The 17,134-nt window shown below is 72.9% G+C and carries 13 protein-coding genes and 1 pseudogene; 9 read left to right on the plus strand and 5 right to left on the minus strand.

Going from position 1 to position 17,134, the window contains the following annotated elements; translation table 11 throughout:
• The 9 genes from ybgF to FV227_RS23420 form a co-directional block, all read left to right on the plus strand.
• A partial coding sequence (gene ybgF / locus FV227_RS23380) for a tol-pal system protein YbgF (RefSeq protein WP_147860019.1) occupies positions 1 to 443 on the plus strand: 443 nt, incomplete at its 5' end.
• A gap of 83 nt (positions 444 to 526) precedes the next feature.
• Positions 527 to 1,654, plus strand: coding sequence for a tRNA lysidine(34) synthetase TilS (gene tilS / locus FV227_RS23385; protein ID WP_244030616.1), 1,128 nt, complete (start codon positions 527 to 529; stop codon positions 1,652 to 1,654).
• A gap of 3 nt (positions 1,655 to 1,657) precedes the next feature.
• Complete coding sequence (ftsH, locus tag FV227_RS23390; RefSeq protein ID WP_147728678.1) at positions 1,658 to 3,580, plus strand: ATP-dependent zinc metalloprotease FtsH; 1,923 nt, start codon at positions 1,658 to 1,660, stop codon at positions 3,578 to 3,580.
• A gap of 229 nt (positions 3,581 to 3,809) precedes the next feature.
• Positions 3,810 to 5,150 carry a phosphoglucosamine mutase gene (gene glmM, locus FV227_RS23395; protein WP_147728677.1) on the plus strand — a complete coding sequence of 447 codons (1,341 nt, stop codon included), beginning with the start codon at positions 3,810 to 3,812 and terminating at the stop codon, positions 5,148 to 5,150.
• A gap of 149 nt (positions 5,151 to 5,299) precedes the next feature.
• On the plus strand, positions 5,300 to 5,572 hold the full coding sequence (locus tag FV227_RS23400) for a hypothetical protein (protein ID WP_147860020.1): 273 nt from the start codon (positions 5,300 to 5,302) through the stop codon (positions 5,570 to 5,572).
• Positions 5,569 to 6,198 carry a TetR/AcrR family transcriptional regulator gene (locus tag FV227_RS23405; RefSeq protein WP_147728675.1) on the plus strand — a complete coding sequence of 210 codons (630 nt, stop codon included), beginning with the start codon at positions 5,569 to 5,571 and terminating at the stop codon, positions 6,196 to 6,198. Before FV227_RS23400 ends, FV227_RS23405 begins: the two co-directional genes overlap by 4 nt.
• Positions 6,195 to 7,430, plus strand: coding sequence for an efflux RND transporter periplasmic adaptor subunit (locus FV227_RS23410; RefSeq protein WP_147860021.1), 1,236 nt, complete (start codon positions 6,195 to 6,197; stop codon positions 7,428 to 7,430). Before FV227_RS23405 ends, FV227_RS23410 begins: the two co-directional genes overlap by 4 nt.
• Before the next feature lie 45 nt (positions 7,431 to 7,475).
• On the plus strand, positions 7,476 to 10,574 hold the full coding sequence (locus FV227_RS23415; RefSeq protein WP_147729072.1) for an efflux RND transporter permease subunit: 3,099 nt from the start codon (positions 7,476 to 7,478) through the stop codon (positions 10,572 to 10,574).
• Between the two features lie 9 nt (positions 10,575 to 10,583).
• The gene (locus tag FV227_RS23420; protein ID WP_147860022.1) at positions 10,584 to 11,177 is read left to right on the plus strand and encodes a DUF2147 domain-containing protein; all 594 of its coding nucleotides are present in this window, start codon (positions 10,584 to 10,586) and stop codon (positions 11,175 to 11,177) included.
• A gap of 216 nt (positions 11,178 to 11,393) precedes the next feature.
• Here the strand turns inward: FV227_RS23420 and FV227_RS23425 are convergent, their stop codons facing one another.
• The 5 genes and pseudogenes from FV227_RS23425 to FV227_RS29225 form a co-directional block, all read right to left on the minus strand.
• Positions 11,394 to 12,815 carry a DUF2254 family protein gene (locus FV227_RS23425; protein WP_147860023.1) on the minus strand — a complete coding sequence of 474 codons (1,422 nt, stop codon included), beginning with the start codon at positions 12,813 to 12,815 and terminating at the stop codon, positions 11,394 to 11,396.
• Positions 12,816 to 12,963: 148 nt separating this feature from the next.
• Entirely contained in the window at positions 12,964 to 14,130 is a 1,167-nt protein-coding gene (locus FV227_RS23430; protein ID WP_147860024.1) for an iron-containing alcohol dehydrogenase, read from the minus strand.
• Positions 14,131 to 14,232: 102 nt separating this feature from the next.
• Complete coding sequence (locus FV227_RS23435; RefSeq protein ID WP_147860025.1) at positions 14,233 to 15,855, minus strand: gamma-glutamyltransferase family protein; 1,623 nt, start codon at positions 15,853 to 15,855, stop codon at positions 14,233 to 14,235.
• A gap of 173 nt (positions 15,856 to 16,028) precedes the next feature.
• On the minus strand, positions 16,029 to 16,790 hold the full coding sequence (locus tag FV227_RS23440) for an SDR family NAD(P)-dependent oxidoreductase (protein ID WP_147860026.1): 762 nt from the start codon (positions 16,788 to 16,790) through the stop codon (positions 16,029 to 16,031).
• Between the two features lie 160 nt (positions 16,791 to 16,950).
• A pseudogene (locus tag FV227_RS29225) lies at positions 16,951 to 17,134 on the minus strand (hypothetical protein); the annotation flags it as partial.

Consider the following 17,134-nt stretch of genomic DNA (forward strand, 5'->3'; position numbering starts at 1 on the left):
GCGCGCTCCCGAGCCCGGCCCGCGCCCCGGCCAGCGTCGCCGCCACCGGCAGCGGGGACGCGACGAGCGACTACGAGGCCGCCGTCGGCCACATCCGCGAGAAGCGCTACGAGCAGGCCGAGATGGCCTTCCGCCAGTTCATCCAGTCGCACCCGCGCGACGGCCACGTCCCGGCCGCGACCTACTGGCTCGGCGAGAGCTACCTGCAGCGCAACCGCAACCGCGAGGCGGCCGAGCAGTTCCTGAAGGTCTCGACCGACTACGCCCGCTCGCCCCAGGCGCCGGAGGCGATGCTGAAGCTCGGCGTGTCGCTCAACGCGCTGGGCGCGCGCGAGCAGGCCTGCGCGACCCTGGCCGAGCTCGACCGCAAGTTCCCCGCCGCCGGCTCGAACGTGCGCCAGAGCGTGGCGCGCGAGCAGAAGCGCGCGCGCTGCACCGCGTGAGCGACCCGCGCGACGATCCCGGTGACCGGATCCGTCGCGCCCTCGCCAACGCCCTCGCACCTTGGCTCGCCGGGGACGCGCCCGTGGTGCTCGCCGTCTCCGGGGGCCCCGATTCCACCGCCCTGATGCACGCCGCCGCCGCGTGCCGGGCCGGCGCGCTCTTCGTCGCGACGGTGGACCACGGCCTGCGCCCCGAATCCGCTGACGAGGCCCGCGCCGTCGCCCGCGCCGCCGCGACGCTCGGCCTGCCCCACGCGACCCTGCCCTGGGAGGGCGTCCGTCCCAGAGCCGCGATCCAGGCGGAGGCGCGGGCCGCCCGCTACCGCCTGCTCGCCGCGCATGCGCGCACGGTCGGCGCACGCCTCGTGCTCACCGGCCACACCCGCGACGACCAGGCCGAAACGGTGCTGATGCGCCTGATCGCCGGCAGCGGCCCGGCGGGCCTCGCCGGCATGCGGCGGGAGCGCCCGCTCGAGCCCGGGCTGGCGCTGGCGCGGCCCTTCCTCGACATCGCCAAGGTTGACCTCGTGGCCTGGTGCGAGGCGCAGGGCGTCGGCTTCGCGCGCGACCCCTCGAACGCCGACGAGCGCTACGGCCGGGTGCGCCTGCGCCGATTGCTGGAACGCGAAGGCCTCAGCGTCGATCGCCTCGTCCGCCTGGCCGAGCGCGCGGCCCGCGACGAGGCGGCCTTGGGAGAGGCGGCGGCGGCGGCCTTCGCGAGCGTGCATTCAGATCTCGTGTCAACGAACGCGCACGGGCCCCCTCTCCCAGGGGGGGAGGGAGCCGCGCCTCTCCCTCCCCCCGCAGTGGGGGGAGGGGGTGCTGCGGCGATCGTCCCGCTCCGTCTCGACGGCCAAATCCTCGCCGCGCTCCCCGACGCGGTCGCGCTGCGCGTCCTCGACCTCGCCCTCGACCGGGCCGGCGGCACGCTGCCGCGGCGGCTGGAGCGGCTGGAGCGGCTGGTCCTCGTCGACCTGCTGCCGGCGCTGAGATCGGGGCGCGCGGTGCGGCGCACCCTGCGCGGGCTCGCCATCGCCGCCGACCCGGCCCGCCGCGTGACGATCCGGCCCGCTCCGCCCAGGCGAGGGGACGGCCTTGCCGCAGGGGCGCCCGACTTACTTGGCAAGGGGGAGGGCTCTGCCTACATTGGCTTGGCGTGCGCGGACGAACCCGCAGCGGCGGGCAGCCGGCCCACACGCCCCAGGGATTGATCGATGAACCCGAATTTTCGCAATTTTGCTCTGTGGGTCGTCATCTTCCTCCTCGTCCTGGCCCTGGTGACCCTGTTCCAGAATCCGGGTCACCGCGGCGGCGGGAGCGAGATCGCCTACAGCCAGCTTCTCAACGACGCCGATGCCGGCAAGATCCAGTCCGTCGTGATCTCGGGCCAGGACGTGTCCGGTTCCTACGTCGGCGGCGGCAGCTTCACCTCCTACGCGCCGAACGATCCGGGCCTCGTCTCGAAGCTTTCGGGCAAGGGCGTGCAGATCACCGCGCGCCCGCCGTCGGACAACACGCCGTGGTTCATCCAGCTGCTGGTGAGCTGGCTGCCGATCCTCGTCTTCATCGGCGCCTGGGTGTTCCTGTCCCGGCAGATGCAGTCGGGTGCCGGCCGCGCCATGGGTTTTGGGAAGTCGAAGGCCAAGCTCCTCAATGAAGCGCACGGGCGCGTCAGCTTCGATGACGTCGCCGGCGTGGAAGAGGCGAAGGAGGATCTGCAGGAGATCGTCGAGTTCCTGCGCGACCCCCAGAAGTTCCAGCGGCTCGGCGGGCGCATCCCGCGCGGCGTGCTCCTGGTCGGCCCCCCCGGCACCGGCAAGACCCTGATCGCCCGCGCGGTGGCGGGCGAGGCCAACGTGCCGTTCTTCACCATCTCCGGCTCGGACTTCGTCGAGATGTTCGTCGGCGTCGGCGCCAGCCGCGTGCGCGACATGTTCGAGCAGGCCAAGAAGAACGCCCCCTGCATCATCTTCATCGACGAGATCGACGCGGTCGGCCGCCATCGCGGCGCCGGCCTCGGCGGCGGCAACGACGAGCGCGAGCAGACCCTCAACCAGCTGCTCGTCGAGATGGACGGCTTCGAGGCCAACGAGGGCGTGATCATCATCGCGGCGACCAACCGCCCCGACGTGCTCGACCCCGCGCTGCTGCGTCCCGGCCGGTTCGACCGCCAGATCATGGTGCCGAACCCGGACGTGACCGGCCGCGAGCGCATCCTGCGCGTCCACGTCCGCAAGGTGCCGCTGGCGCCGGACGTCGACCTCAAGGTCATCGCCCGCGGCACCCCCGGCTTCTCGGGCGCCGACCTGATGAACCTCGTCAACGAGTCGGCGCTGCTGGCCGCGCGCCGCGGCAAGCGCATCGTCACGATGCACGAGTTCGAGGACGCCAAGGACAAGGTGATGATGGGCGCCGAGCGTCGGACCCTCGTCATGACCGAGGACGAGAAGCGGCTCACCGCCTACCACGAGGGCGGCCACGCCATCGTCGCCTTCAACGTGCCGGCCACCGATCCCGTCCACAAGGCGACGATCATCCCGCGCGGCCGGGCTTTGGGCATGGTCATGCAGCTGCCCGAGCGCGACAAGCTGTCGATGTCGTTCGAGCAGATGACCTCGCGGCTGGCGATCATGATGGGCGGCCGCATCGCCGAGGAGATGACCTTCGGCCCGGACAAGGTGACGTCGGGCGCCCAGTCCGACATCGAGCAGGCGACGCGGCTCGCCAAGATGATGGTCACGCGCTGGGGCTTCTCGCCTGAGCTCGGCACCGTCGCCTACGGCGACAACAACGACGAGGTCTTCCTCGGCATGTCGATGGGCCGCCAGCAGACGGTGTCCGAGTCGACCGCCCAGAAGATCGACGCGGAGGTCCGCCGCCTGGTCGAGACCGGCCTTGAGGAGGCCCGCCGCATCCTCGCCGACAGGAAGGACGACCTCGAGGCGCTCGCGCAGGGGCTGCTCGAGTACGAGACGCTGTCCGGCGACGAGATCAAGAACCTGCTCAAGGGCCGTCCCCCGGTCCGCGACGGTGGCGACGTGCCCCCGACGCCGGCCCGCGGTTCCTCGGTCCCGTCGGCCGGCCGCGGCCGCCCGAAGGAGAGCGACGGCGGCCTCGAGCCGCAGCCGCAGGGCTGAGAGCCTCACCACCGACGAACGGGAAGGGCGCCACGACGGCGCCCTTTTTCGTATGTCCAGCATCCGAGACGGACAGGCATGGGAGACGCAGCGCGGGTTTTCCCTCACCCCTCTGCGGGGGAGGGAAGAGGCGGCGTCGATTCACCGTAACGGGACGCGATCCGTGCGTGCCGTGCGATCGATGATAGGTTGCCCGCAACGTCGCGTGCCCGATGGGACGGAGAGTTTCGTGAGAAAGTATTTCGGCACCGACGGCATTCGCGGCCGGGCCAACGGGGTGATCACGCCGGAGCTGGCGCTGAAGGTCGGCCAGGCGGCGGGCCTGGTGTTCCAGCGCGGCGACCATCGCCACCGCGTCGTCATCGGCAAGGACACCCGCCTGTCGGGCTACATGATCGAGACCGCGCTCATCGCCGGCTTCACCTCGGTCGGCATGGACGTGCTGCAGCTCGGGCCGATGCCGACGCCGGCGGTGGCGATGCTCACCCGCTCGATGCGCGCCGACATCGGCGTGATGATCTCCGCCTCGCACAACCCGTTCGAGGACAACGGCATCAAGCTGTTCGGGCCGGACGGGTTCAAGCTCAACGACGCGATCGAGCGCGAGATCGAGGCGCTGATCGACGGCGAGCTGCACACCCGGCTCGCCGGCTCCATGTCGCTCGGCCGGGCCAAGCGCATCGAGAGCGTGCATGCCCGCTACATCGAGTTCGCCAAGCGCTCGCTGCCGCGCAACGTGACGCTGGACGGCCTGCGCATCGTGGTCGACTGCGCCAACGGCGCCGCCTACCGCGTCGCCCCCGAGACCCTGTGGGAGCTCGGCGCCGAGGTCATCGCCATCGGCGTCGAGCCGGACGGCTTCAACATCAACCGCGACGTCGGCTCGACCGCGCCCGCCGCCCTGGTCGGCAAGGTCCGCGAGCTGCGCGCCGACATCGGCATCGCGCTCGACGGCGACGCCGACCGGGTGCTGATCGTCGACGAGAAGGGGCAGGTCGTCGACGGCGACCAGCTCATGGCCGTCGTCGCCCGCTCGTGGAAGGAGGACGACCTCCTGACCCAGCCGGGGATCGTGGCCACGATCATGTCCAACCTCGGGCTGGAGCGCTACCTCGGCGGGATCGGCCTCTCGCTCGCCCGCACCGCGGTGGGCGACCGCTACGTGCTCGAGCACATGCGCGAGCACGGCTACAACCTCGGCGGCGAGCAGTCCGGCCACATCATCATGTCGGACTACGCCACCACCGGCGACGGGCTGGTGGCCGCGCTGCAGGTGCTGAGCGTGGTCCAGCGCAGCGCGCGGCCGGTGAGCGAGGTCTGCCACTGCTTCGACCCGCTGCCGCAGATCCTGAAGAACGTGCGCTATCGCTCCGGCGAGCCGCTGCGCGCCGACAGCGTCGTCACCGCGATCGAGCACGCCCGCGAGCGCCTCGGCAACGCCGGCCGCCTCGTCATCCGCCCGTCCGGCACCGAGCCGGTCATCCGCGTCATGGCCGAGGGCGACGACCGCGGCCTCGTCAACGACGTCGTCGACGCGGTCGTCGACGCGGTGACCCGCGCCGCGGCGTGAGCGTTTCGGCCTGAGCGATCCCGTCTTCCCTCCCCCGTGGGGGGGACGGGCTGTGGCGACGACGCGCTTCCTGAGCCGATCTGAGAATGAACGTTCATTGACATGAGAATGAACGTTCATTACACGGGGGCGGCACGCAGGAATCCGCCATGGGCCTTTCCGTTTCCGTTTCCGATCCCGGCACCGCCCTCCGCCTCGCGGAGCTTCGCGCCGTGGCCACGCCGGCGAACCTCGCGCTCGTCGGGATCCTCGGGCTCGCCTGGGTCGCGCTGATCGGCTGGACCGGGGCCGGTCCCGACGGATGGCAGGTGCGGTCCTGTGCCGGGCTCGCGGTTCGTCCCGCCGCCTGCCAGGGCGTCCCGCCCGCGAAGGACGCGAGCCGCATCGTGCCCCACGTCTTGGCGGCGAGCCTCGCGCGATGAGCGCCGGCAGCGCCGTCTCGGCGCGGATCGAGCCGTCGGCCCGGCGCGAGCACATCCTGGCGGCGGCCGAGGCCTGCTTCGTGCGCAACGGCTTCCACCGCACCACGATGCAGGACCTCGCCCGCGAGGCGGCGATGAGCGCCGGCAACGTCTACCGCTACTTCGCCTCGAAGGAGGACCTCGTCCTCGGGCTCGCCGAGTGCGAGCGCGCCCGCGGCGCCCTGCTCGTGGCCGAGCTGGAGCGCGACGGCGACCGCCGCGCGGCGCTGCTCGGCATCATCACCCGCTACTTCGTCTCGATCACCCGTGAGACCGCGATCCTGCGGGTCGACATCTGGTCGGAGGCGACGCGCAACCCGGCGATCGCCGCGATGACCGCGCGGGCCGAGGCCGAGGCGCGGGGCTGGTTCGTCGAGACCTTCGCCGCCCTGGCGCGGTCCCCCGCCTGCGACCCGGCCGCGCTCTACGCCCTGCTCGGCCCCCTGATGAAGGGGATCATCGTCGACCGGGCGCTGCTGCCCGGCTACGACCCGGCCGCCGCCGTCGCCCAGCTCCTCGCCCTGCTCGATGCGGGCCTCGACGGGCGCCTTCCCCTCGCCTCGACGCCCGCGGAGACCGGCCGATGACCGTTCGCGCCCATCGCCTCGGCCTCGCCGCCCTGGCCCTCGCGCTCCCCCTGTCCCTGCCGGCACGGGCCGAGACCGCCCCGGCGCCCGCCGCGGCGAGCCCCGCGCCCGCGGTCAGCGTGGTCGAGGCGGCGCGCCGCGAGATCGTCGAGAGCGTGGTCGTCACCGGCACGCTGGTGCCGCGCGACGAGATCCTGGTGACGCCCGAGATCGACGGCTACCGCGTCACCGAGGTCCTGGTCGAGGAGGGCGCGCGCGTCGCCCGCGGCCAGGTGCTCGCCCGCCTGTCGCACGACTTGATCGACCGCCAGCTCGCTCAGCAATCCGCCCTGGTGGACAAGGCCACCGCCGCCGTCCCGCAGGCCGAGAGCACCATCGAGCAGGCGGAAGCCGCCGCCGTCGAGGCGCGCCTCGCGTTCGACCGCGCCAAGCAGCTGATGCAGACCGGGAACGGCACGGCGGCGATCCTGGAAGGGCGCACCTCCACCCTGCGCCAGGCCGAGGGCAAGCTCGCCTTCGCCCGCAACGGCCTGGTCATCGCGAAGGCCGAGCTGGCCCAGGCGAAGGCGGTGCGCGACGAGCTGGAGCTGCGGCTCGCCCGCACCGAGATCCGCGCGCCGGAAGCCGGCATCGTCAACCGCCGCACCGCGCGCGTCGGCATCACCGCCTCGTCCGCGGCCGAGCCGCTGTTCCGCCTGATCGCCCGGGGCGAGATCGAGCTCGAAGGCGAGGTCGTCGAGACCAAGCTACCGCTGCTGCGGGAGGGCCGCCCGGCCTGGATCGAGATCGGCGCGGGCGCACGCGTCCAGGGCAGCGTCCGCGCGGTCTACCCGGAGGTCGACCGGGCGAGCCGGCTCGGCAAGGTCCGCGTCCGGCTCGAGGCCGACCCGCGGCTGCGCATCGGCACCTTCGCACGCGGCGCGGTCGAGATCGCCCGCACCCGCGGCGTCGCCGTTCCCCAGGCCGCGGTGCTCTACGGCGGCCCGGCGCGCAGCAGCGTCCTCGTGGTCGCCGGCGACACGGTCGAGGCCCGCCAGGTCCGCACCGGCCTGTCCGACGACGACGACATCGAGATCCGCAGCGGGCTCTCCGAGGGCGAGCGCGTCGTCGCCCGCGCCGGCAGCTTCCTGCGGGACGGCGACAAGGTCCGCCCCGTTCCGCTGGCGGCCGTCGCCCCGGCCGTGGCCGAGGCGCCGTCGCCCGAGGCGAGCGCCGACGCCGGCGTCCCCTGAGCCGACGCCGCCCCGCCAAGTGATGCAGAAGGAACGGGCCGCCCGATGCGCCTGAACGTCTCGGCCTACGCGATCCGCAACCCGATCGGGCCGCTGGTCCTGTTCCTCGTGCTGATCGTGCTCGGCCTCGTCAGCTTCCGCGGGCTCGCGGTGACGCGGATGCCGAACGTCGACGTGCCGATCGTCTCGGTGGCGATCACGCAGTCGGGCGCGGCGCCCTCCGAGCTCCAGACCCAGGTCACGAAATGGGTCGAGGACTCGATCGCCGGCGTGCGCGGGGTCAAGCACATCACCTCGGCGATCACCGAGGGCTCGTCCGTCACCACCGTCGAGTTCCGGCTCGAGGTGAACACCGACCGGGCCGTCAACGACGTCAAGGACGCGGTCTCGAAGATCCGCATCAACCTGCCGCGCACCATCGACGAGCCGGTGATCAGCCGGGTCGAGATCGCCGGCCTGCCGATCCTGATCTACGGCGTCACCGCGCCGGCGATGACGCCCGCCGACCTGTCCTGGCTCGTCGAGGACAGGTTCGCGCGCATCCTCCAGGGGGTGAAGGGCGTCGGCGGCGTCGAGCGGGTCGGGGGCGTGGCGCGCGAGATGCGCATCGAGCTGCAGCCCGACCGGCTGCTGGCGCTCGGCATCACCGCGGCCGACGTCAACCGGCAGGTGCGCCTGACCTCGGCCGACATGGCCGGCGGACGCGGCGAGGTCGGCGGGCGCGAGCAGTCGATCCGGACGCTGGCCGCCTCGCGGACGCTCGCCGACCTCAAGGCCACCTCCATCGTCCTGCCCGGCGGCCGCAAGGTGCGCCTCGCGGATCTGGCCACCGTGTGGGACGCGATCGAGGAGCCACGCACCTTCGCCCGCTTCGACGGCCGGCCGGTGGTCGCCTTCGCGGTCTCGCGCGGCTCGGGCGCGAGCGACGCCGAGGTCGCCGCCGGCGTCGAAAGGAAGATCTCGGAGTTCGCGACCAGCTACCCCGACGTCAAATTCGAAAGGATCGACTCCTCGGTCTCGGCCACGATCGGCTCCTACGATTCTGCGATGCACACCCTGATCGAGGGCGCGGCGCTCGCCGTGCTGGTGGTGTTCCTGTTCCTGCGCGACTGGCGCGCGACGCTGATCGCGGCCTTGGCCCTGCCGCTCTCCGTGTTCCCGACCTTCTGGGCGATGGACGCGCTCGGCTTCACCTTGAACGGCATCAGCCTGCTGGCGATCACCCTGGTGACCGGCATCCTGGTCGACGACGCCATCGTCGAGATCGAGAACATCGTCCGCCACATGCGGATGGGCAAGTCCGCCTACCGGGCGGCGATCGAGGGCGCCGACGAGATCGGGCTCGCCGTCATCGCCATCACCGCGACCCTGATCGCGGTGTTCGCGCCGGTGTCGTTCATGCCGGGGATCGCCGGGCGCTACTTCATCCAGTTCGGGCTCACTATCGCGGTCTCGGTGTTCATGTCGCTGCTGGTCGCGCGGCTGATCACGCCGATGCTCGCGGCCTACTTTCTGCGCGACCACGCCCACCACGCGGAGCGCGAGGGGCCGGTGATGCGCGCCTACGGCCGCCTCGTCGGCTGGTCGGTGCGCCACCGGGTGGTCACCCTCCTCGTCGGGCTGGCCCTGTTTGCCGGCTCGCTCGCCTCCACCGGCCTGCTGCCCTCCGGCTTCGTGCCGAAGCAGGACAACGCCCGCACCCTGTTCATGCTCGAGCTGGCGCCGGGCGCGCGGCTCGCCGACACCATCGCCGTGTCCGACCGGGTGGTCGCGCGCATCCGCGCCCTGCCCGAGGTGGTCTCGGTCTTCGTCGACGGCGGCCGGCAGGTCGGCGGCAAGCGGGAGACGCGGCTGGCCACGCTCACCGTCAACCTGACGCCGAAGAACGCCCGCGCCCAGTCGCAGGCCGCCGTCGAGACCGAGATCGCCGGGCTGATCGCGCAGGAGCCCGACATCCGCTCGTGGTCCCTGCGCGACTCGGGCCAGCGCGACCTCGCCCTCGTGGTCGGCGGCCCCGATGCCGGCGTGGTGGCCGAGGTCGCCGCCAGGCTCCAGCGCGACATGGCCGCGATCCCCCATCTCGTCGCGGTGATGTCGACGGCGCCCCTGAACCGCACCGAGGTCCGCATCCGCCCGAAGCCCGGCGTCGCGGCCGATCTCGGCGTCTCGACCGACGCCATCGCCGAGACGGTGCGGGTCGGAACGATCGGCGACATCGGCCTGAACCTCGCCAAATTCAACGCCGCCGACCGCCAGATCCCGATCCGGGTGCAGCTGCCCGACAGCGCCCGCGGCACGGTCTCGCGGCTGGAGAACCTGAAGGTGCCGGCCAACAACGGCACCGCGGTGCCGCTGGCGGCGGTGGCCGACATCGAGCTCGACCAGGGCCCGGGCGCGATCGACCGCTACGACCGCGTCGTGCGCGTGGCCGTGGAGGCCAACATGGAGGGCTCGGACGCGCTGGGCTCGCTGATCGCCCAGGCGCTGGAGACGCCGACCGCCAAGAGCCTGCCGCCGGGCGTCACCATCCGACAGACCGGCGACGCCGAGATCATGGGCGAGGTCTTCTCCGGCTTCCTTCTGGCGATGGGCGCCGGGATCATGATGGTGTACGCCGTGCTCGTGCTGCTGTTCGGCTCGTTCCTGCAGCCGCTGACGATCCTGTTCTCGCTGCCGCTCTCGATCGGCGGCGCGATCCTCGGCCTGCTCGTGATGAGCATGCCGATCTCGATGCCGGTGGTGATCGGCATCCTGATGCTGATGGGGCTGGTGACCAAGAACGCGATCATGCTGGTGGATTTCGCCGTCGAGGAGATGGGACGCGGCGTCGATCCCGTCACCGCGATCGTCGAGGCCGGCCGCAAGCGTGCCCGCCCGATCGTGATGACGACGATCGCCATGGCCGCCGGCATGGTGCCCTCCGCGATGGCGCTCGGCGTCGGCGGCGAGTTCCGCGCGCCGATGGCGGTCGCGGTGATCGCCGGGCTGATCGTCTCGACCCTGCTCTCGCTGGTCTTCGTGCCGGCGGTGTTCCTGCTGATGGAGGGCTTGAGCCGCGTCCTCGGACGGGTGCTCGGCCGCTTCGTCGGCGCCCGCGACGAGGCCGGCACCGCGCCCGCGGCCCATCCCTCCCCTTCCCCCTGAGGAAACCGAATGACCGTCATGTCCGCCCGCGTCTCGACCTTCGCCCTCCTCGGCCTCGCCGCCGCCTCCGCCCTCGGGGCCAGCCCGGCGGCCGCGGCCGACCCCACGGGCACCTGGTTCACCGAGGACGGGCGCGCCCGGGTGCGGACCGAGCATTGCGGGCCGGGCGGCGCGAACCTGTGCGGCTACGTCGTCTGGGGCTCGAAGCCGCTGGGCGAGGACGGCAAGCCGAAGATCGACCGCTACAACCCCGACCCGAAGCGGCAGGCCCGGCCGCTCCTCGGCCACCAGATGATCCTCGGCCTGAAGCGCAACGAGGAGGGCCGGTTCGTCGGCAAGATCTACAACGGCGACAACGGCAAGTCCTACGACGTGACGATCTGGAGCGAGACCCCCGCCGAGCTGTCGGTGAAGGGCTGCCTGATCTCCGTGCTGTGCCAGACCCAGACCTGGACGCGGGTGGGCGACGTGGTGCCCGGCCAGCTCACCGCCGCGACCGACACCCCCGGCGGCCCGCGCTCGGACCCGGAATGGGCGGGGAAGCCCGGAGCCGCGCCGAAGCCCGCGGCCGCCAAGCCGGCGGGTGCGCCAACGCCGAAGTAGCGGCGCGGCGTTCTGGCGAACGCGCCTCGCCCCAAACCACCCCCTCGTCCTGAGGTGCGGCCGCGCGGCGGCCGCCGCGAAGGAGCCTTCCAGTGGTCGCGCGATCCCCGGGAGCCTCCTTCCAGGCGTCCGCTTCGCGCAAGCACCTCAGGATGAGGGCGCGGGCGGGACGAGTGGCCGGAAGTTCCCGAGAACGGGGCCGCTGTCCGCGGCGGGTCAGCCGGTGGTTCCCGGCACGCGGGTCGATCGCGAGTTGAGCGTGCCGTGGCTTTCGGCCAGCGCCCGCGTCGCCGCCGCGACCGCCGCCGCGCCGTCGTCGAAGCCGCGCGTGGCCAACGCCGCGGCGAGGCCGTCGAGGGCGGCTTCGAGCTCGCGGGTCAGCACGTGCTCGCCGAGGGCGGAGAGCGAGCGCTGGGCGATGCCGGCGAGGCGGTCGGCCGTCGGCGCGGCGACGTGGCCGAGCAGGATCGCCAGGCTGTCCATCGCCTCGGCGAGGGTCTGGCACTGGATCGATTCCGAGGCGACGACGATCACCGCCTCCAGCGCATCGGTGGCCGCGGTCGGGGCGTGGTCGGCCAGGATCACGTGCGCGCCCAATGCCTCCGGCGGGTCGACCTCGCCGGGGCTCCAGCGGGCGACGATGTCGCGCAAAGCCAGGAGCACGACGCGGCCGGGGCTGGGGTTCGACTTCGCGGTCGAGACCGAGGTCCAGGCGATGGTCGCGAGCTGGTGCAGGCCGTAGCCGGCATCGTGCCCGAGGTCGCGCCCGTCGTCGAAGGTGAGCGCCCGCCCGCACGCGGCCTCGACCGCCTCCCGCGCTTCCGCTTCCAGCACGAAGCCCGGCCGGGCCCGGATGTCGAAGAGCGGGTCGCCGAGCGCCCGGAAGGTGCCGACCGGAACCCGCATCCGAACCTCGACGGCGTCCGGCGCGGCGCGCGCGATCGCCGCCTGGATCCGGTCGGCGTCGAGACCGACGACGTAGCCGCGCTCGGTCGCGCGCACCACCGCGCGGACGTCCCAGCCCGGCCGGGGCGTCCGGCGGGTGCGCGCGAGCAGGCGCTCGTCGTCGGCGCGGGCCTCGAGGATCTGCGCGTGGATGAACTGGACGATGCGCTCGGGCCGCATCTGATCGATGGTGTTGTAGAGCATCACGATGACGAGGCAGAGGGCGAAGGTCGTCATCACCAGCGCCAGGCTCGTGCCGAAGACCGGCCGGTGGAACTCGGTGTTGGTCACCAGGGTCATCAGCACGAAGACCGACAGGCCGACGAAGTAGCCGAAGTAGAACTGGTTGGTGCGCCGGGCCATGAACTGGTCGGTGACCTGCGCGGTGAGCGAGGCCGCGCCCTGCTGCACGGCGATGAGCAGCAGCGAGAAGGTGATCGACGTCACGGTGATGATGCTCGACGCCACGGTGGTGAGCAGGCCGCCGAGCGCGGCGCGGTCCCCGAGCAGCGCGCCGAGCCAGCGGAAGCCCGTGGGCGCCGCGCCCCCGGACCACGAGCGGTCGGCGAGGTAGACCAGCGCATTGAGCCCGACGAAGCCGACGATCGTCGCGAGCGGCAGTGCCAGGAACTGCCGGAAGGACCGCCGGACGGCGGCGACGACGCGGTTCGGGACCGTCTCGATGGCTGGCATGGTGGGTGGCGTTGCTCCTGTGTGCCCCCCCTATACGGACATCGACCCGAAAAGGACCGGCCGAAGCGCCAGAGCGACGGAAGCGGCCGCGCCTCAGGATGAGGGCGGTGGCTGGATCGCGGCCAAGATCGCCTCCTCGAAGGCGCCCTCAGGCGGTGCCCGCCAGCGCCGCGGCGTAGATCGCGCGCGCGTCGGCGCGGGTCACCGTCCGCGGGTTGTTCACCAGGAGCCGCGTCTGCTTCATCGCGTCGTCGGCGAGGCGGTCGAGGTCCGTCTCCGCGATGCCGACCGCCGCGAGCGAGGCCGGGACGCCGCAATCGCGGCAGATCGCGGCGAGCGCCGCGACGAAGCGGTCGGCCGCCTCCGCCGCCGGCCGGTCGCGGGCGTCCGGGTCGAGGATCGGCGCGAGCTCGGCGTAGAGCGCCCGCGCCTCCGGCAGGTTGAAGCGCAGCACGCCCATCAGCACCAGCGCGTTCGAGAGCCCGTGCGGCACGTGGAACAGCGCGCCGATCGGGTAGGCGAGCGCGTGCACCGCCGCCACCGGCGCGTTGGCGAAGGCCATGCCGGCGAGCATCGACCCGAGCAGCATCCCGGAGCGCGCCTCGACATCGCCGCCGTCGGTGCAGGCGATCCGGATATGGCAGGCGAGCAGCCCCAGGGCCTGCCGGGCGAGGCCGTCGGAGATCGGGTTCTTGCGGTGGCGGCTGGTATAGGCCTCGATCGCGTGCACCATCGCGTCGATGCCGGTGGCCGCGGTGACGGCGGCGGGCAGGCCCCGCGTCAGCTCCGGGTCGAGCACCGCCCAGTCGGGCAGCAGGCGCGGGGCGACGACGCCTTTCTTCTCTTGCGTGGGCGTGGTGACGATGGCGATCGGCGTCACCTCCGATCCGGTGCCGGCGGTGGTCGGCACCAGGATCAGCGGCAGGCGCTCGCCCGTGGCGAGGCCGACGCCGTAGATCGCGTCCAGGGCGTCGTCCGAGCGGGCGAGGTAGGCCACGAGCTTGGCGGTATCGAGCGCCGAGCCGCCGCCGATCGCGAGCACCAGCTCCGCGCCCGACGCCCGCGCGAAGGCCGCGGCGGTCTCGACCACGTGGCTCGGCGGGTCCGCGACCACGTCCGCGAACACGTCGATGCGGCAGCCGGCCTGCGCCAGCGCCGCCTCGGCCGCCCGCGTCAGCCCGGCGGCGCGCACGCCCCGGTCGGTCACCAGCAGGATGGTTCGCGCGCCGAACTTGGCGACCAGCTCGGGGATCTTGCCCGCCGCCCCGGCCTCGAACAGCAGGTTCGGCGTGGTCTGGAACAGGAACGGGTTCATGGCCGGGAGCCTCGGCGGACGGATGTTTCGCCGCGCCAGCCTAACCGCTCGGCGCGCGATCGCCAGCGGCGACCCGGGATGCCGCGTCGGGGCGCTTCGGCCTCACCAGACCACCGCCTGCCCGTCGCGGCGCGGGTCGCTGGCGGCGGCGTAGCCTTCGACGCCGGGGTCGCCCATCCGCCAGATGAACTGGCCGGCGCCGAAATCCTGGTAGCTGTCCCGGATCACCGCGACCCGGTGGCCGCGGGCGACGAGGCCGTCGAGCGTGTCCGCCGGCATCGCGGATTCGGCGTTGATCTCGAGGCCCTGGTTGAAGCGCCAGCGCGGGGCGTCGCAGGCGGCTTGCGGGTTCTGGGCGTGGTCGATCATCCGCACCAGCGTCTGCACGTGGCCCTGCGGCTGCATGTTGCCGCCCATTACGCCGAAACTCATCACCGGGGCGCCGCCCTGCGTGAGGAAGCCGGGGATGATGGTGTGGAACGGGCGCTTGCCCGGCGCCACGCAATTCGGGCTCGCTTCGTCGAGGACGAAGCCGTAGCCGCGGTTCTGCAGCGACAGGCCCCACTCCGGCACCACCACGCCGGAGCCGAAGCCCATGAAGTTCGACTGGATGAAGCTCACCATCATCCCGGATTCGTCGGCGGCGGTGAGGTAGATCGTGCCGCCGCGCACCGGGTTGCCGGCGCCGAAATCCTGCGCGCGGCGCGGGTCGATCAGCTTGGCGCGGGACGCGAGGTAGGCGTCGTCGAGCATCGCCTCGGGGCTCACCCGCATCGCGGGCCCGTCGGCGACGTGGGCGTAGGTGTCGGCGAAGGCGAGCTTCATCGCCTCGATCTGCAGGTGCTGCGCCTCCGCCCCGTCCACCGCCATCCCGTCGAGGTCGAAGCTCTCGAGGATGCCCAGCGCGATCTGCGCGGCGATGCCCTGCCCGTTCGGCGGGATCTCGTGCAGCGTGTAGCCGCGGTAGTCCTTGCGCGTCGGCGTCACCCATTCCGGGCGGTAGGCGGACAGGTCCGCCACCGTCATCGCGCCGCCGTTCGCGCCCGCGTGCCGCGCCATGGCCTCGGCGATCTCGCCCTCGTAGAAGGCTTTGCCCTTCGTCTCGGCGATGGCGCGCAGCGTCCGCGCGGCGGCCTTGAGCGTGACCAGCTCGCCGACATCCGGCGCGCGGCCGCGGGGCAGGAAGAACTCCGAAAAGCCCGGCTGGCACACGAGGTCGGGGACCGCTGCCGCGGCGGCCCATTTCTGCTGCACCACGATCGGCGCGAGGTAGCCGCGCTCGGCGATCTCGATGGCCGGCTCCAGCAGGTCGGCGAAGGGCAGCTTGCCGAAGCGCTCGGACAGGGCGACCCAGGCGCCGACGGCGCCCGGCACCGTCACCGAATCCCAGCCGCGCATCGGCGGCCGCGTGGCCGGGCCGTATTTCCGGGCGAAGTAGTCCGGCGTCCAGGCGGCCGGCGCCCCGCCCGAGGCGTTCAGGCCGTGCAGTTCCTGGCCGTCCCAGAGGATGCAAAAGGCGTCCGAGCCGAGCCCGTTGCTGCACGGCTCGGTCAGCGTCTTCGCCGCGGCGGTGGCGATCGCCGCGTCGACCGCGTTGCCGCCCTTCCACAGCATCCGCATCCCGGCCTGCGCCGCCAGCGCGTGCGAGGTCGCGACCACGTTGCGGCCGAACATCGGCATGCGGATCGAGGGATAGGCGGAGGTCCAGTCGAAGGTTTGCGACATGTCGGGTCAGCTCACTGAGGGTCGGCGCGTGACGTCCGGGTTTCGATAAGGGGTGATCCCTTGTCCGGGGCCGAGGGCGAAGCCCGGTCGGTTCGTCGGGCTCCGCCCGACCCCCGCCGAAGGGACGATCCCATCGGACTTCCCTTCGTTGCGACGCAGGATTCGTGCGCGGATCAGCGCGCCTGCATGCGCAACGCGCCGTCGAGGCGGATGGTCTCGCCGTTGAGCATCGGGTTGCGGACGATCGCCAGCACGAGGTCGGCGTATTCCTCCGGCCGGCCGAGGCGGGCGGGGAAGGGCACCGCGGCCCCCAAGCTGTCCTGGACGTCCTGAGGCAGGCCGAGCAGCATCGGCGTGCCGAAGATGCCGGGCGCGATCGCGCAGACGCGGATGCCGAGCGGCGCGAGCTCGCGGGCCGCCGGCAGCGTCAGCCCGACGATGCCGGCCTTCGAGGCGGCGTAGGCGGCCTGGCCGACCTGTCCCTCGTAGGCGGCGATCGAGGCGGTGGAGACGATCACCCCACGCTCGCCCCCGTCGAGGGGATCGAGCCCGGCGGCGCCCGCCGCCACCAGCCGCATCAGGTTGAACGAGCCGACGAGGTTGACCTGGATCACCCGGACGAAGCCGTCGAGCGAGGCCGGGCCGTCGCGCCCGACGATGCGGGCGGCCGGCGCGATGCCGGCGCAGTTGACGAGGATGCGGGCGGGACCGTGCGCCTCGGCCGCCCGCGCCACGGCGGCCTCGGCGCTCGCCGCGTCCGCCACGTCGCAGGCGATGCCGATCCCGCCGAGCACGGCGGCCCGGGCTTGCGCCGCCGCCCCGTCGAGGTCGAGCAGCGCCACCCGCGCGCCGGCCTCGGCCAGCGCCTGCGCCGTCGCCGCCCCGAGCCCGGAGGCCCCGCCCGTCACGATCGCCGAGAGACCCTGGATCCGCATCGCCCGCTCCCGCCAAGCCCCGCGCGCGCGGCGCGGAGCTCGATGTCTAGCGGATCGAGCGGCGGGCGGAAGAGGCCGGCGCAACATGCTTTTCCCTCCCCCGCAGAGGGGGGAAGGGCGGCAGGTCCCCGTTCGGGTCGGGCGCGCTTCGAAAGCCGCCTCAGCGCGGCGGCGGCTCGTTGTACATCGGAACGTTGTCGTTGCGCGGCAGGTAGGCGCGCACGACCGGGCCGTAGACGCGCGGCCCGGCATAGGCGCCGTACCGGCGGTCGAGGCCGGCCGGGGGGAGGGGGCGATGCGCGAGGCGGCGCGGCGCGACGCGCGGGGCCGCCTCGGCGTAGCCC

Origin of the sequence: Methylobacterium sp. WL119 (assembly GCF_008039875.1) — a bacterium.
In the GTDB taxonomy this organism is placed as follows: Bacteria; Pseudomonadota; Alphaproteobacteria; order Rhizobiales; family Beijerinckiaceae; genus Methylobacterium.

Coding starts and splice junctions, on each gene's coding strand:
- FV227_RS23405 (WP_147728675.1), top strand. CDS start 5,569: ATGAGCGCCGGCAGCGCCGTCTCGGCGCGGATCGAGCCGTCGGCCCGG.
- ftsH (WP_147728678.1), top strand. CDS start 1,658: ATGAACCCGAATTTTCGCAATTTTGCTCTGTGGGTCGTCATCTTCCTC.
- FV227_RS23430 (WP_147860024.1), bottom strand. CDS start 14,130: ATGAACCCGTTCCTGTTCCAGACCACGCCGAACCTGCTGTTCGAGGCC.
- FV227_RS23440 (WP_147860026.1), bottom strand. CDS start 16,790: ATGCGGATCCAGGGTCTCTCGGCGATCGTGACGGGCGGGGCCTCCGGG.
- FV227_RS23420 (WP_147860022.1), top strand. CDS start 10,584: ATGACCGTCATGTCCGCCCGCGTCTCGACCTTCGCCCTCCTCGGCCTC.
- FV227_RS23410 (WP_147860021.1), top strand. CDS start 6,195: ATGACCGTTCGCGCCCATCGCCTCGGCCTCGCCGCCCTGGCCCTCGCG.
- FV227_RS23415 (WP_147729072.1), top strand. CDS start 7,476: ATGCGCCTGAACGTCTCGGCCTACGCGATCCGCAACCCGATCGGGCCG.
- FV227_RS23400 (WP_147860020.1), top strand. CDS start 5,300: ATGGGCCTTTCCGTTTCCGTTTCCGATCCCGGCACCGCCCTCCGCCTC.
- FV227_RS23425 (WP_147860023.1), bottom strand. CDS start 12,815: ATGCCAGCCATCGAGACGGTCCCGAACCGCGTCGTCGCCGCCGTCCGG.
- FV227_RS23435 (WP_147860025.1), bottom strand. CDS start 15,855: ATGTCGCAAACCTTCGACTGGACCTCCGCCTATCCCTCGATCCGCATG.